This is a genomic window from Natrialba sp. PRR66 (assembly GCF_034808065.1).
GTDB classification, from domain to species: domain Archaea; phylum Halobacteriota; class Halobacteria; order Halobacteriales; family Natrialbaceae; genus Natrialba; species Natrialba aegyptia.
This window is the reverse complement of record NZ_JAXHGN010000006.1, coordinates 258440-283329: the sequence shown is the minus strand read 5'-3', so window position 1 is coordinate 283329 and position 24890 is coordinate 258440. Positions and strand designations below refer to the sequence as shown.

General features: G+C 61.1%; 23 protein-coding genes. 10 read left to right on the top strand and 13 right to left on the bottom strand.

The genetic code is table 11. The annotated features are described in order from the left end of the window. Window positions 1-667: 667 nt before the first annotated feature. Both SM755_RS20425 and SM755_RS20420 read right to left on the bottom strand, forming a co-directional pair. Complete coding sequence (locus SM755_RS20425) at window positions 668-1453, bottom strand: ABC transporter permease subunit (RefSeq protein ID WP_323174285.1); 786 nt, start codon at window positions 1451-1453, stop codon at window positions 668-670. After that, window positions 1446-2360: an ABC transporter ATP-binding protein gene (locus SM755_RS20420; protein WP_323174284.1), complete on the bottom strand. Its 915-nt coding sequence runs from the start codon at window positions 2358-2360 to the stop codon at window positions 1446-1448. Before SM755_RS20420 ends, SM755_RS20425 begins: the two co-directional genes overlap by 8 nt. Before the next feature lie 97 nt (window positions 2361-2457). Between SM755_RS20420 and SM755_RS20415 the strand changes: the two genes are divergently transcribed. Beyond that, window positions 2458-3096: a helix-turn-helix domain-containing protein gene (locus tag SM755_RS20415; protein ID WP_323174283.1), complete on the top strand. Its 639-nt coding sequence runs from the start codon at window positions 2458-2460 to the stop codon at window positions 3094-3096. Between the two features lie 10 nt (window positions 3097-3106). Here SM755_RS20415 and SM755_RS20410 read toward each other — a convergent pair whose 3' ends face one another. Beyond that, entirely contained in the window at window positions 3107-4075 is a 969-nt protein-coding gene (locus SM755_RS20410) for an alpha-ketoacid dehydrogenase subunit beta (RefSeq protein ID WP_323174282.1), read from the bottom strand. After that, entirely contained in the window at window positions 4068-5147 is a 1080-nt protein-coding gene (gene pdhA, locus SM755_RS20405; RefSeq protein WP_323174281.1) for a pyruvate dehydrogenase (acetyl-transferring) E1 component subunit alpha, read from the bottom strand. The genes SM755_RS20410 and pdhA overlap by 8 nt, the downstream gene beginning before the upstream one ends. 138 nt (window positions 5148-5285) lie before the next feature. Between pdhA and SM755_RS20400 the strand changes: the two genes are divergently transcribed. Next, a complete protein-coding gene (locus SM755_RS20400; RefSeq protein WP_323174280.1) occupies window positions 5286-5735 on the top strand; it encodes a DoxX family protein in 450 nt (149 codons plus the stop codon). On the opposite strand, the gene SM755_RS20395 is transcribed toward SM755_RS20400, so the two are convergent. From SM755_RS20395 to SM755_RS20365, 7 genes are all read right to left on the bottom strand, one after another. Next, window positions 5725-6486 carry an urease accessory UreF family protein gene (locus SM755_RS20395; RefSeq protein WP_323174279.1) on the bottom strand — a complete coding sequence of 254 codons (762 nt, stop codon included), beginning with the start codon at window positions 6484-6486 and terminating at the stop codon, window positions 5725-5727. The two genes, SM755_RS20400 and SM755_RS20395, sit on opposite strands and share 11 nt — an antisense overlap. A gap of 5 nt (window positions 6487-6491) precedes the next feature. Next, window positions 6492-7190 (bottom strand): urease accessory protein UreE, encoded by a 699-nt coding sequence (ureE, locus tag SM755_RS20390; RefSeq protein WP_323174278.1) that lies wholly within the window; start codon window positions 7188-7190, stop codon window positions 6492-6494. Further along, window positions 7190-8179, bottom strand: a complete 990-nt coding sequence (locus SM755_RS20385) for an urease accessory protein UreD (protein ID WP_323174277.1) — start codon at window positions 8177-8179, stop codon at window positions 7190-7192. The genes ureE and SM755_RS20385 overlap by 1 nt, the downstream gene beginning before the upstream one ends. After that, window positions 8176-8796 carry an urease accessory protein UreG gene (ureG, locus tag SM755_RS20380; RefSeq protein ID WP_323174276.1) on the bottom strand — a complete coding sequence of 207 codons (621 nt, stop codon included), beginning with the start codon at window positions 8794-8796 and terminating at the stop codon, window positions 8176-8178. Before ureG ends, SM755_RS20385 begins: the two co-directional genes overlap by 4 nt. Continuing rightward, complete coding sequence (locus tag SM755_RS20375) at window positions 8796-9236, bottom strand: urease subunit gamma (protein WP_323174275.1); 441 nt, start codon at window positions 9234-9236, stop codon at window positions 8796-8798. The genes ureG and SM755_RS20375 overlap by 1 nt, the downstream gene beginning before the upstream one ends. 174 nt (window positions 9237-9410) lie before the next feature. After that, a complete protein-coding gene (ureC, locus tag SM755_RS20370; RefSeq protein WP_323174274.1) occupies window positions 9411-11117 on the bottom strand; it encodes an urease subunit alpha in 1707 nt (568 codons plus the stop codon). After that, complete coding sequence (locus SM755_RS20365) at window positions 11114-11503, bottom strand: urease subunit beta (protein ID WP_323174273.1); 390 nt, start codon at window positions 11501-11503, stop codon at window positions 11114-11116. The genes ureC and SM755_RS20365 overlap by 4 nt, the downstream gene beginning before the upstream one ends. A 541-nt stretch (window positions 11504-12044) precedes the next feature. On the opposite strand from SM755_RS20365, the gene SM755_RS20360 reads away from it, so the two are divergent. From SM755_RS20360 to SM755_RS20330, 7 genes are all read left to right on the top strand, one after another. After that, the gene (locus tag SM755_RS20360) at window positions 12045-13310 is read left to right on the top strand and encodes an urea ABC transporter substrate-binding protein (protein WP_323174272.1); all 1266 of its coding nucleotides are present in this window, start codon (window positions 12045-12047) and stop codon (window positions 13308-13310) included. Window position 13311: 1 nt separating this feature from the next. Continuing rightward, window positions 13312-14202 (top strand): urea ABC transporter, permease protein UrtB, encoded by an 891-nt coding sequence (gene urtB, locus SM755_RS20355; protein ID WP_323174271.1) that lies wholly within the window; start codon window positions 13312-13314, stop codon window positions 14200-14202. Next, a complete protein-coding gene (locus tag SM755_RS20350) occupies window positions 14199-15293 on the top strand; it encodes an urea ABC transporter permease (protein WP_323174270.1) in 1095 nt (364 codons plus the stop codon). The genes urtB and SM755_RS20350 overlap by 4 nt, the downstream gene beginning before the upstream one ends. Continuing rightward, complete coding sequence (locus tag SM755_RS20345; protein WP_323174269.1) at window positions 15293-16072, top strand: ABC transporter ATP-binding protein; 780 nt, start codon at window positions 15293-15295, stop codon at window positions 16070-16072. The genes SM755_RS20350 and SM755_RS20345 overlap by 1 nt, the downstream gene beginning before the upstream one ends. Then, a complete protein-coding gene (locus SM755_RS20340; RefSeq protein WP_323174268.1) occupies window positions 16072-16770 on the top strand; it encodes an ABC transporter ATP-binding protein in 699 nt (232 codons plus the stop codon). The genes SM755_RS20345 and SM755_RS20340 overlap by 1 nt, the downstream gene beginning before the upstream one ends. Window positions 16771-17414: 644 nt before the next feature. Beyond that, window positions 17415-18689, top strand: a complete 1275-nt coding sequence (locus SM755_RS20335) for a M24 family metallopeptidase (protein ID WP_323174267.1) — start codon at window positions 17415-17417, stop codon at window positions 18687-18689. A gap of 343 nt (window positions 18690-19032) precedes the next feature. Beyond that, window positions 19033-20538, top strand: a complete 1506-nt coding sequence (locus tag SM755_RS20330) for a glycosyl hydrolase family 28-related protein (protein ID WP_323174266.1) — start codon at window positions 19033-19035, stop codon at window positions 20536-20538. A gap of 927 nt (window positions 20539-21465) precedes the next feature. Here the strand turns inward: SM755_RS20330 and SM755_RS20325 are convergent. Both SM755_RS20325 and SM755_RS20320 read right to left on the bottom strand, forming a co-directional pair. Further along, entirely contained in the window at window positions 21466-22248 is a 783-nt protein-coding gene (locus SM755_RS20325) for an IclR family transcriptional regulator (RefSeq protein ID WP_006825721.1), read from the bottom strand. A 119-nt stretch (window positions 22249-22367) separates the two neighbouring features. Continuing rightward, window positions 22368-23333 carry a D-2-hydroxyacid dehydrogenase gene (locus SM755_RS20320; protein WP_323174265.1) on the bottom strand — a complete coding sequence of 322 codons (966 nt, stop codon included), beginning with the start codon at window positions 23331-23333 and terminating at the stop codon, window positions 22368-22370. A 170-nt stretch (window positions 23334-23503) separates the two neighbouring features. Between SM755_RS20320 and SM755_RS20315 the strand changes: the two genes are divergently transcribed. Further along, entirely contained in the window at window positions 23504-24889 is a 1386-nt protein-coding gene (locus SM755_RS20315) for an extracellular solute-binding protein (protein WP_323174264.1), read from the top strand. Window position 24890: the final 1 nt, after the last annotated feature.

Here is a 24890-nt window from a genome sequence, read left to right as displayed (position 1 = left end):
CCCGTCAACTGTCTGCACCTCGATTTGATCACCAGGGTGTCATAGAACAGTTCCCATATCCTCTCTCTGTGACTACCCGACAAACGGTAAGTACAGTGGATTCATTGAACAGCCATTATTAGTATTATCTCGTATCTTTCTCCCCCAAATATTTATCACCAGTCATATTTGATCGGTAATCAATGGGTCAAATATGGTCTTCGTTTCAGCGGTTCTGGAAAACACTTAACGAACCCCCACTGACAGTAGACTCCGTCTGGATAAGGGGGATTATCGGTGGACTCTCTGCCTTTTTGGGGGTATTGGTAGCGAATGCAGTTACTCCATCGTTCACTCTTCAACTAGCCATTGTAGTTTTCTTCACCTTTATATATTCAGTAACGCTTTCATATCTAACCAACTATATTATACATAACTAACCATCTCTGAATTGTCCAAACTATTTGGAACACTAAACGCTCAGTTAGCAAGTGTAGTGAACGGATAGTTCGCTCCAGATAGGGTGAAAAGAGCGCCATGCGGGTCGTTCTATGACACCCTCGATACTGACTGGTAGTACATTCGAAATGATGAGGCCTGCCACAGGTTCAGAGCGGATCTGAATGCGCTGCTCACGCTACAAAAACGGGGAGCGTGTCTCGGGGATGGCCCCGAGGCAGTTTGCGTGCTAGATGTCTCGTCGTTGGAACAACACCTGGCCGACGAGCAGTAACACGACGAATGCCACGAGCAACACGCCGGTATCAAGCAGTTCGTACGACCCATCGATGAGGATCGGCGTCGGATCGTAGTAATACGTCGGGCTTATATACTGAATCCACTCGAACTCGCTCGCCCCGCCGACGACCGATTCAACGAGGAAGAGCACGAATATGAGTCCGATGGCGGCCCGCTCTGCGATCGCCGCCCGATCGACGAGGACCGAGAGGACGACACCGATCGCGATACAGACGAGTAGATACGGGATCGATAGTGCGTGAGCCAACACGAGATACATCGGATCGATCGACTCGCCGATCGCCTGCACCAGCACGTAGATGACGGCTCCAACGACGACGTTGAGCGTGACGAGCGGGAGCAGCAACGAGAGCGTCTTCTCGACGAGCAGCCGCGATCGAGATACCGGAAACGAGAGCAACAGATCCATGCGCTCGTGTTCGATATCACCCGCGATGAGCCCTCCTGCCGCGTACGCGAAGTACAGTCCTAGCCCGAGCAACCACACGAAGTTGTATATTTGCGTCCCGAGGAAGCCGCCGATCGTCGCTAGGGCCTCGATTCCAAACGCCTCGATCATCGCCGGCGGCATCGACTCGAACACCGCCTCGTAATCGACGCCCTCCAGGATGGTGAAATACCAGACGATAAAGGCAGCATAGAGACTGATCGCGATCGTGAGGATCGCCGTTCCTCGCACCCGCCGACTCGCCTCGTACCGAGTGGTTTCAAACATTGGATTCCACCTCTTGGGCCCGTGCCGATTCATCGTCGCCGTAGTAGTGCATGAACACGTCTTCGAGCGGCGGCTCGCTGATCTCGATCTCGCGAACGTCGTGGGCCGCAAGCTCGCGGAGTAGCGTGTTGTACTCGCCGGTGTAGATGAACTGCACCCCGTCGGCGAACGAGTTCACGTCGACGACGCCGTCGAGAGCCGGTAGCGACGACTCGAGGTCGTCGGTCGTCTCGACCTGGACCCGCTTGCCGCCCTGGTCGAGTAGCGTCTCGATATCCTCCAGTCCGACGAGTTCACCGTCGCGGAGGATGCCGACACGATCGCAGACGCGTCGCACTTCGCTCAGGACGTGCGACGAGAAGAAAATCGTCGTCCCGCGCTCGCGTTCGCCGCGAATGAACTCGTTGAACTCTTCTTGTTTGAGGGGGTCGAGTCCGGCGGTCGGCTCGTCCATGATCACGAGCTCGGGATCGTGCATGAACGCCTGGACGATGCCGAGCATTCGCTCGTTTCCGGTCGAGTACTCTCGAATCGGGCGCTCGACGGGCGGCGTGAATATCTCGAGGAGTTCCTCGCGGCGACGATCGCCTTTGACCGACGCGTGGTAGTCGAGGACCTGCTCGCCGGTCACCTCCTCGTTGAATCCCAGCTGTGCCGGGAGGTACCCGATTCGTCGTTTTGCGTCGATGAACTCGCCGTCATCGCGAACGTCTGCGCCGAGTACCGTCACGGTTCCGTCGGTCGGCGCGAGCAAGCCAAGAAGCGTTCGAATCGTCGTCGTCTTTCCTGCCCCGTTTGGCCCGAGAAAGCCGAATATCTCCCCCTGTTCGACGCTGAACGAGACGGAGTCGACGCCGAGAACGCTTCCGTAATCCTTCGTCAGGTCCGTCACTTCAATCGTCGCCATACGTGTTCAAAAGGCCCATAACTAAATACCGTTTTCGGTTATAGAGTAATAACTGAAAACCGATTTGGTTATGAGTTTGTAGAGCGGTTGTATAGACATGCGTACATTCAGTGACGAAGAGCGAGAGCAAATACGGGAACAGCTCATCCAGACCGGACAGGAACTGGTGCTTACGTACGGCCCGACGAAAACGACCGTCAAAGATATCACTGACCCGGTCGGAATCGCCAAACCGACCTTCTACCAGTTTTTCGACGCCAAAGCGGACCTCTATCTCGTCATCCTCGAGCGAGAGAGTCGGACGTTTCTCGAAAACGTGCACGATGCTCTGGACGGGGTCGAGGACCCGCAGGAGGGGCTCGAACGACTGTTCTGGTGTTACGTCGAGTTCGGCGAGGAAAACCCGTTTATCCAGCAACTAGTCATTGAAGGGAACTACCAGGATATCATCGGCGACGGCTCGTGGGACACGCTCGATGAGATTCAACGGGAGATGTGGTCGGAGTTAATCCCGCTGATCGAAGACCTCCAAGAACGGTGTGACGGCCCGCTTACCGAGATGGATCTGCTCACGATCTCCGGGCTCATGTCCGCCTCGCTCGGCTGGTTGATGGTTCACAAAGCGGAGTACGAGCAGTACGAGGCTGAACTCGAAATGATAGACGAGGGCTATTACGACCACATTCAGGAGACGATGATTTCCGTTCTGGCAAACGGGCTTACATCTCCTGCGTAGCGATCGGCCTTCAATTTCGATCGAGCACTCGCCTGATTCCCGCTTCGATTCGATCCGCGTCGGGGAGGTACGCATCCTCACGGGCGAACAGCGGGACGGGGACGTCGTAGCCGGTGATTCGTTCGACCGGTGCTTCGAGATAGTAAAACGCGTCCTCGGTGATGCGCGCGATGATCTCGCCGGCCATTCCGGACGTTCGCGGGGCTTCGTGGACGACGACGCAGCGGCCGGTCTTTCGAACTGACTCGACGATCGTTTCGGTGTCCAGCGGGGAGATCGTCCGCGGATCGATCACTTCGATATCGGCGTCGAGTTCAGCGGTGGCCGCGAGCGTTTCGCGAAGCATTGACCCCCAGGCGACGACGGTGAGATCCTCGCCTGAGTCGACGATCCGCGCCTCGCCTAGCGGGAGTTCGTGATCGGCCGGCACTTCCTCGCGGAACGACCGGTACAGTCGCGTCGGCTCCAGGAAGATAACTGGATCGGGGGAGCGGATGCTGGCGGTGAGTAAACCGGCGGTTTCGGCCGGCGAGGCGGGCACGACGACCGTGAGGCCGGGAACGTGCGCGAATCCGGCCTCGAAGCTCTCGGAGTGCAGTTCCAGGGCGTGGATGCCGCCGCCGTAGGGCGTCCGAATCGTCATCGGACAGGTGACTGTCCCCCGCGTTCGGCTTCGGATTCGGGCGACGTGTTGGGCGAGCTGGTGAAAGCCCTGATAGAGGAAGCTCTGGAACTGAATTTCGGCGACCGGCCGGAGGCCCGTGGCGGCGAGTCCGACGCCGACGCCGACGATGCCTGCCTCCGCGACGGGCGAGTCGAAGACGCGGTCCGGGTACGCGTCCAGCAGTCCCTCGGTCGCTCGGAAGACGCCGCCGGCGCGACCGACGTCCTCCCCGTAGACGACGACGCTGTCGTCGCGTTCGAGTTCGGCGCGGAGGGTTTCGCGAACTGCCTCGACCATCCGGAGTCGATCAGCCATCGCGATCACCCTTCCTCTCGAACGCCGCGGCCTGTCGCTCGAGTTCGGGCGGTTGCTCGGCGTAGACGTGCCGGAACATGTCCGCGGGATCGAGTTCGTCGCGGGCCGCGTTCGCCCGGTCGATCGCATCGGCGATTTCCGATTCCACCCGTTCGTCTATCGTCGCCTTGGTTTCCTCGTCTAGCAGGCCCCGGTTCTCTAAGTACACCTGGAAGCGCACGATCGGGTCGCGCGCCTCCCACTCGTCTGCCTCGGCGGCCTCGCGGTAGACGGATGGATCGTCGGAAGTCGTGTGCATCGACCGGCGGTAGGTCAGCGCCTCGACGAGGGTCGGGTCGCCGTCTCGCGCCCGCTCGATCGCCTCGGAGACGACACGGTAGACGCCCAGGACGTCGTTGCCGTCGACTCGAATGCCGTCGATACCCGCCGCGATCGCCTTCTGGGCGAGGGTCTCCGCCGCGGTCTGATCCTCGAGTCTGGTCGATATCGCGTACCGGTTGTTCTGGCAGAGAAAGACCGTCTGGGCGTCGTACACGCCGGCGAAGTTGAGCGCCTCGTAGACGTCTCCCTCGCTGGTCGCGCCGTCGCCGAAGTACGTGAGTGCGACGTTCGGGCTTTCCTGGATCGCCTCGCCCCAGCCGACGCCGGCGGCGTGAAGCGGCTGGGTTCCGACGGGAATCGCTGGCGGAAGCGCGTGCTCGTCGACTGGGATCTCGGCTCCTTCTTCCATCCCCATCGCGTACTCGAGGATCTGCTGTGGTGGCGTTTCACGAACCATGAGCGCCGATTGCTCGCGAAACGAGGGGACGATCCAGTCGTCTTCGTCCATCGCGAACGCGCTGCCAACCTGCGCCGCTTCCTGGCCGATCGCGGGGGCGTACGTCCCGAGTTCACCGCGGCGTTGCAACGAAATCGCGCGCTCGTCGAGTCGGCGGGCGCGTTTCATCGCTTCGTAACAGTCGAGCAGTTCGTCGTCGGAGAGCGACGGAGCCAGGTCCTCGTCGACCGTCCCGTCCTCGGCGAGCACCTGTACGGACCGGATCGTAAACTGTGCGATGTCCTCGCGTGGCATAGTCCGGATACGCCACCGAGCGAGTTAATGCGACCCCCGGTGTACGACGGCCCCGTCGTTCTATCAACAATGACCATCACTGTTGGCAATACAGTCCGCTGTCCCGACATTGAATAGCGGGGACGGGGTACGGCGGATATGAACGACTCACTCACACCCCCTCCAGAAGCGTACGAACAACCGGTATACGCCGTCTTCCGCGTTCTCGTCGGACTCCTCTTTTTCCAGCACGGCGCACAGAAACTGCTCGGACTGTTCGGCGGCGTCGACGGCAGCGGCGCGACCGCCTCGCTAACCAGCATGTACGGTGTCGCCGGCGTCGTCGAACTGCTCGGCGGCCTGCTCATCGCTCTCGGTATCCTCACTCGAGTCGTCGCCATCGTGACGGCCGGACAGATGGCTGTCGCTCAGTATCTCCAACATCTCCCCGAGGGTCTCGTTCCAATCCAGAACGGCGGTGAACTCGGCTTGCTCTACATCGCAGCCTTTCTCGCCCTCATCGCGTACGGCAGCGGGCGGTACAGCCTCGACGCCCTCCTGTTCGACCGCGACTCCGCGACCGAGAGCAGGGTTTCGGTTAGCTCATAAACAACCGTCTGCCGGCTCGTTCGTGTCGCATACCCATGATCTCGGCCAGCGGTGCGAACGCGGCCATCGCCGTCACGTCGTCGTCGACGTGGCGTTCGCACACGTCGCTAATCACCGGTTCGAGCGATTCGAGCACCGACTGTATCTCGGTGTGACCGAACCGACCGAGTCGCTGTGCCGCCCCGAGCAGTCCGGTAACGAACGAATACGCGTGCGCGAGGCAGGCCGACAGTCGCGAGAGGCCGCGGGCCGCGGCGACGACACCGAAGACGACCGGATAGTGCCCCGGCGTCGCGCCGCTGTGGATTGCGTCGGCGAACGGAGCCACGAGTTCGCCGCCGTCGGCGACCGACGACCCCGTTTCGGCTAACGGATCCTCGCGTCTATCTGCAGCTGAACTAGTCGCGGTCGCCGGCCCGAGGAGTTCACAGAGCTTCGCCCCCGCCTTCGTCGAACTCTCGCGGAACTCGCGCGGCATCGTCACCGCGTGCAGGCGCTCGTCGACCGCGAACAGCCGCTCGATATCGCCCGCAGCAGCCCCAGCGTGGGCGTTCGCCAGTGCGACGGTTTCGCAGGGTCCGACCACGCGTCGGAGGTAGGCTGCGAGCAACGCTTGGAGGTCCTCGCCGTCTTCGAGCCGATCCTCGTTGAGATACTGCTCTACCCCGTAGGAGGCCGTGTACCCGCCGACCGGAAGAAACGAGTCCGAGAGCCGGAGTGCAGTCAGAAACGAATTGGGATCTGGTGTCATTCGTGTCAGTGGTCTCGTCGTGAACTCGTGTCGTGTTCGTAGTCGTGGTCGTGCCCGGTGCCGTGTTGGTGGTCTCCGGTATGACTGTGCTGGTGAGCGGTATCGTGATCGTCACTGGTATGGCCATGCCCGTGCTTATGCTGGTGGCCTCCATCGTGTGTCTGCTCGTGCCTGTGCTCGTGTTCTCCGCCATGAGCATGACCGGCGCTCCCCTCATCGCGGTCCGTCACGAACAGGTCGGCGTCGACCGTCGTCTTCCGTATCTCCGCATTGGAAGCAACATCGGTGATGACGCGCTCGATGATGTGCTGATCCGCCTCCAGCGGGACGTAGGCTACTCCGTCCGTGACGGCAAGATCCCAGTGGTGGTTTCCGAGCCGATGCCCGAGTTCGATCGCCGTCGATACTGCCTCCGGAGTGGCTTCGGGAAGCGAAATTGCGATCGCCTCGCGGGGCTCGAACGCGACGACGATCATTCGGTCGTCTTCGACGAGCAGCACGTCTCCAGCCGACACTGCCGGAGCGTCGACGATGACGCCGAGTTCGGTCCCGTCGTCAGTCGTTGCCCGGAACCGCGATCGACGGCGGTTCTCGGCGTCAATGACGACCCGTTCGAGGGTCCCGTTCTCCTCGTGGGTTGCACGAAGCGCCGCGAGTTCGTCGTCGGCGTAGACGTTGCCGACGATGGTGTCGATGCGCTCCATCAGTATCGCCGGTCGGCGGGCGCGCCGACCCCGAGTGTTCGGTGTCTGAGTTCGTCCCACGCCTCGCGGAGGAGTTCGGTAACGTCCGCCTCCCGGTGGCCGAGGAGGCGAACGATTGCACCGGCGTCCGCTGGCAGCCGAGACACGCCGGCCCGAACGCGCTCGTCGGCTCCAATCCGGTCGTGAAGGGCGTCAACGAGCGGTTCGAGGGCCGGTCGATGCGTATCGGCAGTCGCTTTGGCCGCCTGATCGGTGACAGGCCCGTCCTTGCCCGGCGCGAAAACGTACAGCGAGCCGACGACACTGAACTCGCCGATACTGGCCAGATCCCGCGGGTTGCGCTCGTCCGGCCGAAGATCGACGGCGTCGGCGCAAACCAGGCGGCCGTCGTATTCGGCCTCGACGCGCGCGTGGTAGTGATCGAAGTCGAACGGTTCGTGGTCGGTCAAGCCGTCCGGAACGAGCACGTCCGCGACGACGACCACCGCCTCGTCGGCGAGATCGACCGACACGGTCTGAAGACAGCGGGCGTCTTCGTTGACGATCGTCGGTCCCGGGATGTACTCGAGGTAACTTCCCTCCGCCGCTCGGAGCGAGGCGTCGAGGTGGGCGTAGTTTGCCGCCATGCTGTGGACTTTCGTCGCACTCTGGGTCGTCACGTGCACACGAGCACCGGGGTGTGCGTCGATAGCCATTCGGTGGCGGTCCCCCTGTGCGACGCCGCCGGTCGGCTCCTGTGCGATCAGGGTCGCAAGCCCCGGTGCTGGATCGGTGTCGAGGGTGCCAGTCAGGTGATACGGCACCGTCACGCGGTCCCGAATTAGCCGCGTCGGCCCGTCGCCGGGTCGGGCGACCGTCGCCTCGAGCCGACCGTTCTTTCCCGGCCCGCCGGCGGGTGCCTGCGCGAGGGATTCGTCGGCGTAGTCCTCGAACGCCGAGGGAAGTCGCACTGAGCCGACCGTCCCCGCGCTCGACCCACCCGCGCTCATGCGAACAACACCTCCCGCTCGACGTGTTCGAGCACCGCATCGACCCCCTCCCCGTCCTTGCAGTTCGTGAAGACGAACGGGTCCTCACCCCGGACCGCTGTGGCGTCCTCGTCGATCACGTCCAGATCGGCATCGACGTGGGGCGCAAGGTCCGTCTTGTTAACGACCAGCAGATCGGCCTGCGTGACGCCCGGCCCACGCTTTCGCGGAATGTCCTCTCCCTCTGCAACCGAGATAACGAACAGGAAGTAGTCAGCCAGTTCCGGATTGAAGGTCGCGGCCAGGTTGTCGCCGCCGCTCTCGATCAGCACCACGTCCAACTCCGGGTGGCGCTCGGTGAACTCGTCGATCGTCGCCAGGTTCATCGACGGATCCTCGCGGATACCCGTGTGCGGGCAGGCACCGGTTTCGACGCCCTCGACGAGTTCATCCGGGATCAGCCCGTCGAAGGACTCCCGGAACACGTCGGCGTCCTCCTGGGTCATGATGTCGTTGGCGATGACGCCGACCTCGTAATCGCGCTCGACGAGTTCAGGGACGAGTCGGCGAACCATCGCCGTTTTGCCCGAGCCGACGGGGCCACCGAGGCCGACTTTTGCGACATCGCGGTAGCCCATCAGCGGTCCCCCCGCGGCGTGTCAGTGCCACCGGTTTCTGGCGTCTCTCGGTCACTCCCCGCGGTGTCGTCGTCCTCGACTGGCGCTCGTTCAGCATTCGTCCTCGGATCGGCCGCCTCGAGTTGCTCCGGACTATCGGCCCGGATCGGATCGTGAACGGTGACGAGCTTGGTGCCGTCCGGGAAGACCGGTTCGACCTGAATCATATCGATCATCTCGGGAACGCCGTCCATGACGTCCTCGCGTGTGAGCAGCCGGGCCGCCTCAGTGCGAATCTGTGAGACGGACTTGCCGTCGCGAGCAGCCTCGCAGGCCCAGTCCGAAATGTAGGCGACCGACTCCGGATGGTTGAGCTTCACGCCGCGGTCCTTTCGCCGCCGGGCGAGTTCGGCAGCCATGAAGACCGTCAGACGCTCCATCTCCTTCGGCGAGAGGTTCATCGGCGTCGACGCACCTCCGCCCGGGTCGGCGACTGAACTCGTCGGGTCGCGGGCTCCGATCGTGTTGCGGGTTCCGGTCGTGTCGCGGGGACTGGTTGCGTCGTCGATGCGGTCGTGATCGTCGTCGATGCCGGTGTAATCGTCGGTGTCAGTGTATGGGTGGCAATCATTGATTCAGAGGAGGTATCGCTGTGCGAGGGGCGTTTCCTCGGCGGGGTCGCAGGTGACGTGTTCGCCGTCGACCGCTACTTCGAAGGTCTGGGCGTCGATGTCGATGTCGTCGGGGCAGCGGTCGTTGTGAAGCATGTCCGATTTCTCGACGGAACGTGTACCGCTAACGGGCCGGACCGGCGTTTTGAGATCGTACGTGTCGCCGACGTCGTTCTCGGACGCGGCCTCGCTCACGAAGGTGAGTGAGAGGCCGTGTTTCGCTCGGCCCTGCGCGCCGGCGCGTTCGCGGCCCACGACGGGTTCGCAGGTCATCAGCGAGCCGTTGGCTTCGCCCATCTGGGACCAGACCGGGAAGCCACCCTTGATCACGGTCTCGGGTTTGATACCGAAGAAGGCCGGATCCCACAGGGCGATGTCCGCCAGTTTGCCCGGTTCGAGCGAGCCGACGTAGTCGTCGATCCCCGCGGTAATCGCGGGATTGATCGTGTACTTGGCGACGTACCGTTTGATGCGAGCGTTGTCGGCGTCGGTCCCTTCGTCCGCCTCGAGCGCACCCCGCTGGGCTTTCATCTTGTGGGCGGTCTGCCAGGTACGACAGATCAGTTCGGCCATCCGGCCCATGGCCTGGGAGTCCGTCGTCATCATCGAGATCGCGCCGGTGTCGTGGAGCACGTCCTCCGCGCCGATCGTCTCCGCGCGGATACGCGACTCGGCGAAGGCGACATCCTCGGGAACGTCGGGGTTGAGGTGGTGACAGACCATCACCATGTCCAGGTGTTCGTCGAACGTGTTCTCGGTGTAGGGCATCGAGGGATTCGTCGACGACGGGAGCATGTGCTCGTGGCCGATCAACTCGAGCACGTCGGGCGCGTGGCCGCCGCCGGCCCCCTCGATGTGGAAGGTGTGGATCGCGCGACCGTCGATGGCCGCGAAGGTGTCTTCGACGAACCCCGACTCGTTTAACGTGTCTGTGTGGATACAGACCTGCACGTCTTCTTCCTCGGCGACCTCGAGACAGGTGTCGATCGCGGCGGGGGTGGACCCCCAATCCTCGTGGAGTTTGAGCCCGGCCGCACCGGCCTCGATCTGTTCGAAGAGTGCCTCGGGTTCGCTACTGTTCCCCTTTCCGTAGAAGCCGACGTTGACCGGCCAGTCCTCGGCGGCCTGCAGAAACCGCTGCACGTTTTGCGGCCCGGGCGTACAGGTCGTCGCGCCGCCGCCGAAGCCACCGCCGAGCATGGTCGTAATTCCCGACGCGAGCGCGTGCTCGACCAGTTGCGGGCTGTTGAAGTGAACGTGGATATCGAGTGCCCCCGGCGTCGCAATCAACCCGTCCGCTGGGATCGTGTCCGTACTCGGTCCGATCACCATGTCGACGCCGTCCATCGTATCGGGGTTGCCGGCCTTCCCGACGCCGGCGATTTCCCCGTTTCGGACGCCGATGTCGCCCTTTCGAACGCCCAGTACGGGATCGATGATCACGACGTTCGTAAAGACCCAGTCGAGAGTTCCGTCGGCCTGCGTCGTACCCGATTGCATCCCCATCCCGTCGCGCATCGTCTTTCCGCCGCCAAAGACCGCTTCTTCGCCGGGGACGGTGTGATCGGTTTCGATCTTTGCCAACAGGTTCGTATCGCCAAGCCGAACTCGATCGCCTTCGGTCGGTCCGAACAGTTCCGTGTACTCCGCCCGCGGGAGTTCTCGACTCATGATGTATCCTTCACGGACAGATATCCCCGTTTTCGGGCGCGCTCGAGCGCCGTTGCTTTCACGTCCTCGTCGTCGAGTTCACCGTCGACCAGGCCGCCCATGCCGTGGACGATTCGATCACCGCCGATGTCGACGAGGTCGACGTCGCGTTCGCAGCCCGGTTCGAATCTGATGGCTGTGCCGGCCGGGATGTCGAGTCGCATTCCGTAGGCGGTCTCGCGGTCGAACGCGAGACCTGGGTTGACCTCGAAGAAGTGAAAGTGCGAGCCGACCTGGACGGGTCGGTCGCCGGTATTTTCGACCGTAACGGTCGCCGTCGGGCGTCCCTCGTTTATCGTCACCGGATCGTCGGCCGGGAGTATCTCGCCCGGGACGAACGCGGTCATTCGCTGATCACTCCGGTCCCGTGTTCCCACTGGATGACGAGCCGTCGTTTAGTATCGACCATTATAGAGCGTAGTATCGGGACAATCAACGTAAGCATTCCTGTGATCGACAATACTTGCGCAGTAAACCGTTGATTTGGATGAATAATAGGGACCGTCGCTCCGGTCGGACAACCGCGTGTCGATCCACGGCTCTCACTTCGCTTTCACAACACGGTTACTAGCGACTACCGTGATAGCGCGCCCTTTTCGAGCCACACCGTGAGCGCGCAACGCAACCTGATCGAGAATATGACTATCGTTATCTATTAGACAGTATAGTAGACATTCACCGATTATACTAGGAGGGGAAATGAGACACTGTCTGGTTAGTCACCCCCTCTGATACAGGATAGAATTTGTAGTATCTGTAGGGAATACTTTTATATTAGACTGGGATTCGCAGCGTGTAGACGATGTTTGGACGTTCATTGCCAGTTTCCGTGGTAGCGTTCCCTTCTGTACAGCTATTGGGTGGCGGAACCGGCAGGGGTGACCGCGAGTGACTCGGCGCTCGATCTCCCGTCGCTCAGCACTCGCTGGCGGTGTCGCCAGCGGACTGGCCGCGATCGGCGGCTGCCTTTCCGAGGGTGGGATTCTCAACGGCTCGGGCGGCTCCGACGGGCCGATGATCGGCGTTCTCGAGGACCGCTCGGGCGAGTTCGCGCTCAACGGGACGGCCAAGTGGCAGGCGTCGCTTCTCGCCGTCGAAGAACTCAACGCAGACGGTGGTGTCCTCGGCGAAGAACTCGACGTGTACGATCCCGATCCGCAGTCGGATAACCAGCGCTATCAGGAACTCACACGTGAAGCCCTCAATCGCGAGGGCGTCGACGCGCTCTGGGCGGGCTACTCGAGCGCGACCCGCGAAGCGATCCGCCCGATCATCAACGAGGAAGAGCAACTGTACTTCTATACCACCCAGTACGAGGGCGGCGTCTGTGATCGGACCACCTTCGCGATGGGTGCCACCGCTCGCCAGCAACTCGGCGCGGTGATCCCGTACATGATCGAGGAGTACGGCCCCCGAATCTACACCATCGCCGCCGACTACAACTTCGGACAGATCTCGGGCGACTGGGTCCGACTGCTCGCCGACGAACACGACGCCGAAGTCGTCGGCGAAGAGTTCATCCCGCTCGGCGAGACGGATTTCGGGTCGACGATCAACGCAATCCAGGGCGAGGACCCCGACTTCATCGCCTCGATGCTCGTCGGCGACAGTCACGCCAATTTCTACGAACAGCGTGCCGACAACGATCTGGACGTTCCGATGGCCTCGTCGACGACGATGGCCCAGGGGTACGAACATCGACGGCTCGACCCGCCGGCACTCGAGGACATGTACGTCGGCGTCAATTACATGGAAGAACTCGAGACCGACCGCAACGCGGCGTTCGTCGACGCCTTCTACGAGCAATTCCCCGACGCCGACTACCTCAACCAGGAAGCGCAGAACAACTACTTCTCGATCCACATGTGGGCCGAGGCCGTCGAGGCAGCTGGCACCTTCGACCAGGAGGCCGTCATCGCCGAACTCGAGGACGGCATCGAAGTCGAAGCGCCGGAAGGCGACGTTGAACTCGATCCCGAAACACATCACATGACTCATCATATGCGGATCGGTCGCGCCGACGGGGAGCACGAGGTTACGTTCAGTGACGAACAGTACATCGAACCGTCGTTCCTCCACGAGGTGGGCTGTAATCTGCCCGACGACCCGGAACAGACCCAGTACGAACCGGACGAGTTCTACGACGAGATCTAGTATGAACGGCTACGAACTACTGAACGTCACGTTCCAGTTCCTCGAGAGTTTCGCGTTTATCGTTCTGGCGACCGTCGGGTTGGCCGTCATTTTCGGGATGATGGGTATCATCAATCTCGCTCACGGCGAGTTCATCCTCGTGGGTGCGTACGCGACGACGTTGTCCGCCCATCAGGGGCTCCCGCTCCCGGTCGCGATGCTCGTCGGGGTCGTGGCGACGACGATCTTCGGGATCGTTCTCGAGCGAACGATTATTCGCCGTCTCTACGGCCGGTTGCTCGACTCGATGGTTGCCACATTCGGGATTAGCCTCGTACTAGTGCAACTGACCCGGATACTGTTCGGGAACTCGATCGATCAGGTCTCGACGCCGTTCGGCGCGATCAGTTACGGTTCCTATTCGTACTCGCTCTACCGCGTGCTGTTAGCGGGGGCTGCGATCGCAACGCTGCTCGGGCTCTATCTCCTATTCACGCGAACGGCGTTCGGAATTCGCGCACGAGCGACGATTCAGGACGAAGAAACGGCACGGAGCATGGGTGTCGATACCGATCGGATGTACATGTCGACGTTTGCGATCGGCTCTGCGCTGGCCGGATTGACGGGTGCGCTGTACGCCCCGGCGAGAGCGAGTCCGACACCGGAGTTCGGCTCGGAGTTCCTGGTCGATGCGTTCGTCGCGGTCGTCGTCGGCGGGCCCTCCGTACTGGTCGGTACGCCGCTTGCCGGCGGGTTTCTCGGCCTGATCGAGGCGTTTTTCACCTTTCAGTGGACGCAGTTCATCGGCACCGTTGCGATGCTCGTCGCCGCGATCGTCATGATTCGGTTGTTACCCGACGGATTTAGCGGACTCGTCGAGTCCGTTCGCACCTCCTGGAGGGAGTCAGAATGAGTTCGGAGCCGAACTCATCGCTGCTCGAGCGCGTTCGATCCCCGTTCGAGGGACCGAATACGCTCGGGAACTCGAACGGCTTCTGGCTGGCCTTCGGCGTTGGCGTCCTCTCGCTAGCGCTGTATCCGGTTCTGTTCGGTACGTACGCAGCCGGGGAGCGAGCGGTGTTTCTCGTGTATGCACTCTTGGGCGTGAGTCTGTGTTTCGTCTGGGGGTTCTGCGGAATTCTCAGCTTCGGCCAGGTAGCGTTCTTCGGCGTCAGCGGGTACACCTTCGGTATCGTCGGACTCAACGTCTCCTCGTACACGGGCGTCACGCTCGGGATCGTCGCCGGCGTCGCCGTCGCCACGCTGTTTGCGGCCGCACTGGGCTACTTCATGTTTTACGGCGGCGTTCGCGACGTCTACGTGACGATTATCACGCTCGTCGTCGCTCTCGTGTTGAAAACGTTCATGGACCAGACGGCCGGCGGCGAGTGGGCCGTCGGCGAGGCCGAACTCGGCGGCTTCAACGGGATGCGCAACATTCCGAACCTGGCCATCGGAGTCGGCGATATCGGAATCGAAGTCAGCAGAGCGATGCACTACTACGTCGCACTCGCCGCGTTGATCGGCGTCTATCTCGGCCTGCGCGTTCTCGTCAACGGTCGGTTCGGATACGCGATGGTCGCGACACGCGAGGACGAAACCCGAACCGAGATGTTCGGGTACAACACGACGTTCATCAAGCTCGTGACGTTTACGCTCGGCGGAGCACTTGCCGGACTCAGCGGTGTCCTGTACGTAACCTGGGGAAACTACATCGATCCACAACAGTTCGCGATTACAGCTGCCTCGATGCCGGTCATCTGGGCCAGTATCGGCGGTCGCGACTCGATCGCCGGCACGATCGCCGCAGCAATCGTCTTCCAGTGGATCGAACTCCAACTCAGTGGCGAGTGGGCGCTCGTCATCGTCGGTTCACTGCTGGTATTTGTCATCCTCGTCATGCCGGAGGGGATCGCACCGCGGTTTCGGACCTTCGTCCTCGACCGGCAATCGTCGTCCGAGCCAGCGACGACGCCTGCGACGACTGAGGAGGTGACGGACTAATGGTTGCGAGCGATCCGACCGTCAAGACCACCCGGGCCGTCGACGAGACGGGCGAGCGATCCTCGCGAATCCTCCAGACTCGCGACCTCCACAAGGAGTTCGGCGGCCTCACCGCGACCGACACGGTCGATTTCGCCGTCGAGGAAGGCGAATTGCGCTGTCTGATCGGCCCGAACGGGGCCGGCAAGAGCACCGTTCTCAACCTGATTACCGGCCAACTCGAACCGACCGCGGGATCGATCTACTATGACGGGATCGACATCACACCGCTTCCCTCTCACGAACGCGTCGATCGCGGCATCAGCATGAAGTTCCAGGTTCCGACTCTCTACGAGGACCTGACCGTCCGCCAGAACCTGCGGATTCCACTCCAGCGCATCGTCGACGCCGCCGAGTTCGAAACGCGAACTCGCCAACTTCTGGCGCAGTTCGATCTGCTGGCCGAGATCGACGAGACGCCGGCGACCCTCTCGCATGGCCAGCAACAGCGCCTCGAGATCGCCATGGCGATGGCTCTCGAACCGGCCCTCATGTTGCTCGATGAGCCGGTTGCCGGGCTCTCGGTCGAAGAAACCGCCGAGGTTGCGGAGCTGTTACGAACGATTCGAGACCAGGAGGGGGTCGCGTTCATCGTCATCGAACACGATATCGACTTCGTCGAGACGATCGCGGATCGCGTTACCGTGCTCGATCAGGGCAGCATCTTCACCGAAGGGACGATCGAAGAGGTCAAAACCGATCCGGCGGTCCGGCGGATCTATCTGGGGGAGGAGACGTAATGCTCGACCTCACCGACGTACACGTCTCGTACGGCACGACTCCGATCCTCCACGATATCGATATTACCGTCGACTCCGAGGAGATCGTCGGCATCATGGGCAAGAACGGCGTCGGCAAGACGACGCTCATCAAAGCCGTCATGGGACTGCTCGATGTCGATGCGGGCACGATTACGTTCGACGGTGACGATGTTACGTCGACCGCCGCAGATGTCCGCGCTCGCCGCGGGATGGGGTACATTCCGCAAGGAAGAGACGTCTTTCCCGAACTGACCGTCGAGGAGAATCTCCGAACGGGTGAGACGATACACGCTGCCGACGATCGTCTCCAGTATGAGGCCGTCTACGACTTCTTCCCGATTCTCGAGGAGCGACAGTCCCAGACCGCGGGGACGTTGAGCGGCGGCCAACAGCAACTGCTCGCGATCGGCCGCGCACTGATCGGGAACCCCAAACTGCTGGTCCTCGACGAACCGTCCGAAGGCGTTCAGCCATCGATCGTTCAGGACATCACTCGCGATCTGCAGCGGGTCAACGAAGAGCTCGAGACGACGATCATCTTCGTCGAACAAAACCTCCACGTCGTCCAGCATCTCGCCGAACGCTGTTACGCCATCGACAAGGGTACGATCGTCGATGAACTCGGTTCCGACCGTCTCGAATCGCGTGAAGCCGTCACGGAGTATCTGGCGGTCTAAGCCGGATGCAGCGATTATCCGCTGTCACGGACGTACTGAGCACAGGGGACCGGTCGTACGGCCCGCGAAACGAGTTCCGGCGAGTATTCGATGTTTCGTTCGTGGTGCCCGGTAGAACCAGGCATTCGTCGGGGAGACGAGTTCGGAATCGGAAGCCCGAAGACGGCGTCGGCTGCGGTCAGTCGTTCGATGCGGTTTGGCCGGGTGTGAGAAATCGTCGCAATCGGCCGGAAGCTGCTCCAATACCGAGTCCTGCGGCGAACGAGAGTAGACTCGGGACGAGAACCCAGACGAGATCAGGATGTTGTGATCCAGTGTGTAGTACCGTATCGATCATACAGCTAGCTACTTGCGGATGATAGTCGTTAATCTCATGATAACGGCCATATTTACCCTACTGGGGGTAAAATAACAACGTCTATTTGTCTATTTGGGGTGTTAATTAGGTAATGGGTGGTTCTGGCGTGAATATCCTTCCAAACAGTGTACTCGATAACTTTCGCCGACGGACAGCCGCCGTATTTCACCGGAAACCCGGTGTGATCTCGGCGCGACCGGTCTCGCATTGACGAGCACGCCCGCCCGTTGTGCCCCGAAGCCAGCGCCGGGATTTATGTCGTCTACGGTAAATACAGTACTTATTCATGACGTTTTATGACAGGGAGTTCATGGAAGGTACCCGCGGCACGCAAGCCGTCGACTGGGAACAACGCATCGATACCCGGCGGCTCCGCGAGGAACGCAAAGCGAAGGCGCTCGACCGATTGCAGGACACTGAACTCGGTGCAATGTTGCTCGTCTCGGACCCGAACATTCGGTACGTCACGGGGCTCGCGATGACCGGCGGCAGCGGTGCGGACCACTACACGTTACTGACCGAGAACGGCGATATCGTCCACTGGGACACCGCGGATCACGCGAGTAACCAGCGATTCAACTGCCCCTGGCTCCACGATATCCGCTATGCCTGTCCGGGTCTCGGGAACGTGCCGCGAGCCTCCGGGAGCGCCTCCGCCCGCGAGTTCTTGCGCTCGAAAATGGCCGAGACCGTCTTCGAGGCCATGGACGACTACGGCGTCGCCGACGAGACGCTCGGGATCGACATCGGCAACGGAAGCCTGGTTTCGGCGTTCGAGGACCGCGGCGTCTCCGTCGACGTCTCCACTGCGCAGGCGGTGATGGAAGACGCTCGGAAAACCAAGACCGACGACGAGATCGAGTGTTTGCGGATGGTCGCCGCGATCTGTGAAGCGGGTTTCCAGACGATTACGGACACTGCGAAGCCGGGGATGCGCGAGACGGAAGTCTGGGGCGAAGCCGTCCGTGAACTCTGGCGTCACGGCGCGTTCGTCGGCGGCGGCTACGTCACGTCGGGGCCGAACACGTGGCCCAAACACCAGGCCAACACCACCGATCGGATGATCCGCCCCGGTGACCTCGTCTATGCCGACTTCTACAACATCGGCTACCTCGGCTACCGGTCGTGTTACTATCGGACCTTCTCGATGGGCGAGCCGACGCAGGCCCAGCGGGAGGCCTACGAGAAAGCGCGGAACGATCTCTACGACGTGCTCGAACGCATCGAACCCGGGGCGACGACCGACGAGATCTGCCGGGGATTCCCGGACGAGGAGGGCGAACACATGGACTGGTACGACGCCGACGAGTTCTGGCAGATGACGACGAACCACTGGGCGCACGGCCTCGGATTACAGCTCTATGAGGTGCCGTTGATCTGGCGCGGCCTCTCGCCCGACCACCCGATCGAGATCGAGGAGGGGATGACGATGGCCGTCGAGACGATGCAACCGGCCGACAGACAGGGCGTTCGCGTCGAGGAGATGGTCGTCGTCCGCGAGAACGGCGTCGAAATCTTGAGCCAGTGGCCCGTCGAGGAGATCACGGTGATTGATCACTGACGGGACCGTCGAACGGCTCTTTGTAGCGGCGCTGACTGGCGGGTTCCATCGGGTTGCAGACGAGCGGCCATCCTCTCGCGTTCGGACGCGTCGCTCGATTCACCCTTGTATTGCAGTTTCCACCGGTCGCTGAACTCATCAGATAATCATTCTTATGTACTATCGGAATAATTCGGATCTGTGAGTGATTCTGGAATCGGGCGGCGGACCGTCCTTATCGCCGTTTCCGGGGGATACGGTGCGATCGCGGGATGTTCGAGCGGCGACGTATCGGAGTCGGCTGAACGTGCCAGTCGATCCGGATACGGAACGGCATACGGGCAGGAATACGGGGCGACATAACATGGGTGAGCAAACGCCGCGTCTCGGACTCGGGACGTACGAAGCGGGGGAATCGTGGGATCACACCGATACGGTCGAGGCGGTCGACGAACACGCGATCGTGCGCGGTCCGATCGCCGACCGCCCGGCGACGGGCGAGTACGACGACGAACTCTTCCACGCGACCGACCAGGGGATCACCTGGCGCTGGGACGCCGCGAGCGACGACTGGGTCTATTTCAGCGGCCAGGGGTGTTCGGAACAGCCAGTTCCGGGAACGAGTCACTTCGAGGCGGCGACCGTCGTTCACGCCCGGACCGAGGAAACCCCCGTGTGGAACGTCGAAGCCCACGGAATCGAGGGGGACGGAACCACTGAAGTTGGACAGGCCGTCCACGAACTCCTCGGGACGGTCGCCCGGGCCGGCGGCGGGATCGTGTACTTCCCGCCCGGTCGATATCTCTTCGAACGGACGCCGCTGATCGGCGACGATACGATCCTCCTCGGTGCGGGTCGCTCGACCGTCTTCGAGGGACCGCGTCCCGACGATACCGAGGGTCGAGCGCTCCTCTCTAACCGGGGATACGACGCGACCGGCTACGACGGCGCGTCGAACTGGGGCGTTTGCAACGTTCGCATCGACGCCCCGGAGTCGACCGGGATCATGCCCGCTCACGCGGCAAACGTCAGCATAGAGAATATCTACGGCGACGCGATCTACTATCACCACATCGACATCGTCTCATCCAAAAACGTCGTCGTAGACGGCTACTGGGCGACCCGCGGCGGCGAGGGCGACTCGAACGCACCGGTACAGTTCGACAGCCAACAGTCGGGAACCGGCTGGAATAGCGTCTGGACCGGCAACGACGATGAACTCGTCACTGACGACGATACGCCGTCCAGGAATTGCACGCTCACGAACTTCCAGATCGACCCGGTGAACGGCCCCGAGTACGGTATCCACCTGCACCGCGGGCCGAACGAATCGATTACGATCAAAGACGGCTATATCACGGGGTGTCAGTACACGGCGATCAGAGCCGATCCCGGCGAGGAAGTCGAGAACCTGACCATCGACGACGTTTCCTGTATCGACAATGCGAGAGGAATCACGCTGGGTCACAGCAAGAGCGGACGGCGCGACCTGACGATCAGTAACACTACGGTCAGAACCGATGATGATGAGGTAGCTGGCGGGTCTGGGCTGTACGCGAGTGGGTTCGACGGAGCCGCGATATCGAACCTCACCGTCGACGGTCCGTTCACGAACGCGATCATTTTCGACGACATGGTCGACCTGAAGATGAGCACAGTAACTGCGACCGGGGCAGACGACCAGTCGTTCCGATTCCGGGAAAACGTCGATGTCACACTCACAACCGCTCGCGCGGCGAACTGTGGCAGTACTGCCGTCTACGCCGGTCCCGAAAGCAGTGTCTCCTACGGCGGTGTCACGTTCGACGATGTGGGCCAGCGGGTCGAAGTCGATGCAGCTGGGGAACTTCGGGAATGGGCTACCTCGTGAGTATCTATACCCTGTAACCAGTCCACTTTTCAGTAATCTGTCTGCTTTAGAACTTCCACTGGAAATTGTCTATCGAGTGATTTGTGCTGTTGTTGTCTGTTATGAGAATCCATGAATAGAACAATACTCTCTCTAACACTCACCCAACTACCCACCCACGAGTTCTGGTAGCGACAGTGACCTTCTTGAATATAAAAACCCAATTTTCGATCCCGTTCCGATGAATGAGACAAAACAGCCGATATTAATCTGAAAATCCAATTAATTTGCTGTATGCATCGGATACAGGGGCTCCATAATCCACGTTCGGTTCATTGATGCGGAATCACAGTTGTTGGGTTTGAAGCGGTCCGCTTGGACCGTTTCCCGTTGGAAACTACTCGTCTATAGTGTTGTATAAACTATACAATATAGATGGCCATCTTTCTTAGCGAAATTAGTACTACTGGATTCTCCAGTCACCACCTTGCTGTTGACATCTGTATTTTCTGACAGAAACCAGTTCCAATTTGAGGCTGTTCGATCCAGAACGAGTTCACAAGGAAACCGTAGCCCGATCACCGACTGTGTGGTTCTGAACCGGGTGTGTCTCGAACGGTCAGAGACGTTCTCAGGGTGTTGAGGAGGACTGCATCTTGAGAGGGAGTACTGACCAGCAGGCGGAACACAACAATCTTGAACAGGGAATTCATGATGGTAATAATCCAGGACATCGGTGGCCGAGAACAATTATTCCCGGCTGTGAATCGCGTGTAACCGCGCGATCGTCCCGAAGATACTGATAGTACAGACCGTTAGATTACAACTGTATGTGTGTAAAGAACGCGGGTTGGTATTGATGGGCGAAGCAGTGGCTGGGAACGCGTTCAGCATCATTGAACGGCCAATCCGATCACGCATCTCAGATAGCGATGACGGAACCCGAGTTCAGTAGTGCGAGTAGCGAAGTTCGATCACGTTCGCCGCCTTCTTGACTGCCGCCACGAGTTCGTCGAACCGATCGTGGTCGTCCAGGTGATTCTTCGGTCCGGATACCGATACCGAACTGATGACCTCGTCCGATTGCCGATCCACGATCGGGGCGGCGATTGTGAGCACGCCGTGTCTTCGATCCTGATCCTCCACGGAGTAGCCGCGTTCGCGGATGTCCTCGAGTTCTGTAACGAGTTCGTCGGCGTCCGTGATGGTGTGCTCGTTCGCACGCGGCAACCCGTGGGTGTCGATGATCGACTCGACGCGGCTCGTCGGGTAGTGGGCCAACATCGCCTTTCCAAGGGCCGTCCAGTGCATGTGCGCGTACTCTCCGATCGGGGCGTTGTCGTGGATCGCCTCGGGCCCCTCCGACTTGTAGAGGAGCACTCGAAGGCCGTTCTCTTCGATACCGAGGTTTGCCACCTCGCCGGTTTCGGACGCGAGTTTGTCTACTTCCGGTCGCGCGACTTCGTACAGCCGCGATCGATTCCTGTGCTCACCGCCGTACTCCAGAAACCGGTAGCTCAACGCGTACTCGCCGTCGTCCTGGACGACGAAGCCCTGCTTCCGTAGCGTCTGTAGGTAGATGTGAATCGTGCTTTTGGGGATCTCGAGTGCCGTCGCCAGCTCGGAGACTCCGATCGTCCCCGATCGTCTGAGTTGTTCGAGGATGGTGAAGGCTTTCTCGACCGATCCGAGCGTGTTGTTCGCCGTCGATTCGGATGCGTTGTCGAACATATCTCCGTCATCGACTCGCACGCCTTTAACGATGCCTCTCGACGAGAAGCGCGACGGTGTCCTTGGGCATTCGAACCGGGACCTCGCCTTTGCCGTCAATCGTCGGCTCGCGGCGTCGCTCAGACGAGATTCGTGAGGGTCTCCGTGTCGCCGGTTTCGGATAGTTCCGTTACGTTTCCGGCGACGATATCGGCCAGTCGATCCCAGTGTTTCGGACTGTGACCGGCGTTGTGCGGGGTGATGATGACGTTCTCGAAGTCCCACAGCGGGTGATCCGCGGGCAGCGGCTCGGGGTCGGTCACGTCGAGTGCGGCCCCGTCGATCTGATTCGTCCGAATCGCGGACACGAGCGCGTCGGTGTCGACGATCTTCCCGCGACCGACATTGATCAGCTTCGCGTCCGGCGGTAGCGTCTCGAACTCGGCGCTTGCGAGCAATCCGCGCGTCGTCTCCGTCAGCGGCGCGGCGACGATCAGGTATTCGGTTCGCGCCAGCGCGTCGTGTACGGCCTCTCGGTCGAATCCGACGACTTCGTCCGTCGGGCCGCCCTTCTCGGGCGTGTATCGAATGCCGATCGTTTCAACGTCGAATCCGGAGAGCCGTTCGACGACGGCCGTCCCGATCGCGCCGAGCCCGACGACGGTGACCGTACTTCCCATCAGTTCGTGGCCCTGATAGTGGCGCCATTCGTGGCGATTCTGCCGCCGTCGCCCCTCCTGTAGCCGCCGCGAGAAGGTCAGTACGTATCCGACGACCTGCTCCGCGATATTCGGCGCGTGGATCCCGGAGGCGTTGGTGACGGCGACGTCCATCTCGCGCAGGGTATCGAGCGGCAGATGGTTGTAGCCCGCGGCGATACCCGCGAACAGTTCGAGATTTTCCGCCCGCTCTAGCAGCGACTCGTCGATGTCGACGCCGGAGACGACGGTGGCGTGTTCGATGTATTCGCGCTCTTCGGCAGGCGTCCGGGCGAGCCGTACGTCGTGATCTGGGAGTTGTTCGTCGAGCAGGTCGGCGTACTCGCGCGCTGGCAGTCCGTGCGTGTCGGAGCGTAGGACGAGAACGTCCGGTGTATCGTTGCTCATAGTAGACTCCGCCGCCGGGAGATCGAGTGTACCCCGCGACAGCGTCCTACCAAACTTGCGGTGGGGTTATTAATTCTGGCCAATCGGCACGCGCTGTGAGCGATCGGTCCGCTATAATTGATTATGATCTAATCCAAATGTTTATTGGAGTCGATACTGCATGTGCCTGTATGGCAAGCCAGATGCCGAGACGCCAGTTTGTCGTAACTGCTGGTAGCGTCGGGGCTGCAGGCTCAGCCGGCTGCCTCAGCGATATCGTCGACAGATCGACCGGCGCGGGAAATACCAACGAGTACTGGGAGTACTTTCACTCGCAATCGGAAGTCGCCGCGGAGTTGATGGAAACGTCCGTCGAGGAGTTCCAGCGCGAGCAGGACGCGCAACTCGAGATGAACTGGTCGACCTGGGACGACATCAACGGCGGCAAGTGGAAGAACAACATCCAGAACGGCAATCGGCCGCTTCTCTACGACTCGACGAACTCGCTCACCGGGCAGTTCATCGAACCCGGCTGGGTCAAGCCCGTCAGCGAGTACAGGGACAGGCTCGACGACGAGGCACTCGAGAACGTCGAGTGGGCGCTGGAGATGGCCCGGAGTTGCTATCGCGGATTCGACGAGGAGTTGTACGAAATTCCGATCGGTCTCGAGGTCGGGGCACCGTTCATCGCCCGGGCGGATCACTTCGACGCGGCCGGTCTCTCGATCGAGGACGATTTTCCCCCCGAGAATTACGAGCACCTCGTCCAGGTGGCGACGCAGCTTCAGGAGGAGGGCCCAGGCGAGTACGGGTTCCAGATCTACGGCGAGCACGGAGACGTTACCGACGAGGCGCTCGTGACGTGGACCGCCTCCAAGGGCGGATACGACGGGATGTACCTCGACGAAGAGTGGTCGGACGTCAACTACGATAACGACATCTGGAAGGAGGCGACCGAACAGTACGTCGACCTCTACCGGGAACACGGACTCTCCTCCGAGAAGGCAGCGACGGCATCGAACGAGGGTGCCGCCCAGATGCTGATTCAGGGAGAGGTGAGTATGTACCAGGGGAGCACGAAGGGTTTCGGGCAGTTCATGAGCCGCGCGGAGGAGATGATCAGGGACGGAACCATCGTATTCGGTCCGTCCTGGGAGGGCGATGCGGGCAATCGCGGCGACTTCTTCACGCAGTGTGTCGCGCTCATGCGAAAGCCCGACGGCGTCTCGGAAGACGCCTGGCAAGAGCGCGAGGAGATGGCGATCCAGTGGATCAACAAACTGCTCTCGGCGGACTTCCAGGCGGAGGTGCCGAAGTCACTGGCGACGCTTCCGGTTCGAAGGGACGTGTGGCCGGACCTCGAAGACGACGAGGCGCTCTCCCGGAGTAATTACATCTCGACGCTCGAAACGACCGTCGAGGGAATGGAACACGGCTGGTCGAGCCACCCCAAGATGAACGCGATCCAGTACAATATCGCCGGTCCGCGGTTCCAGGAGGCTATCCGTGGGAAGATCAGCGCCGAAGAGGCTTGCACTCGGACTGCCGAAGAAATACGCAACCAGGTGGATCTCTGAA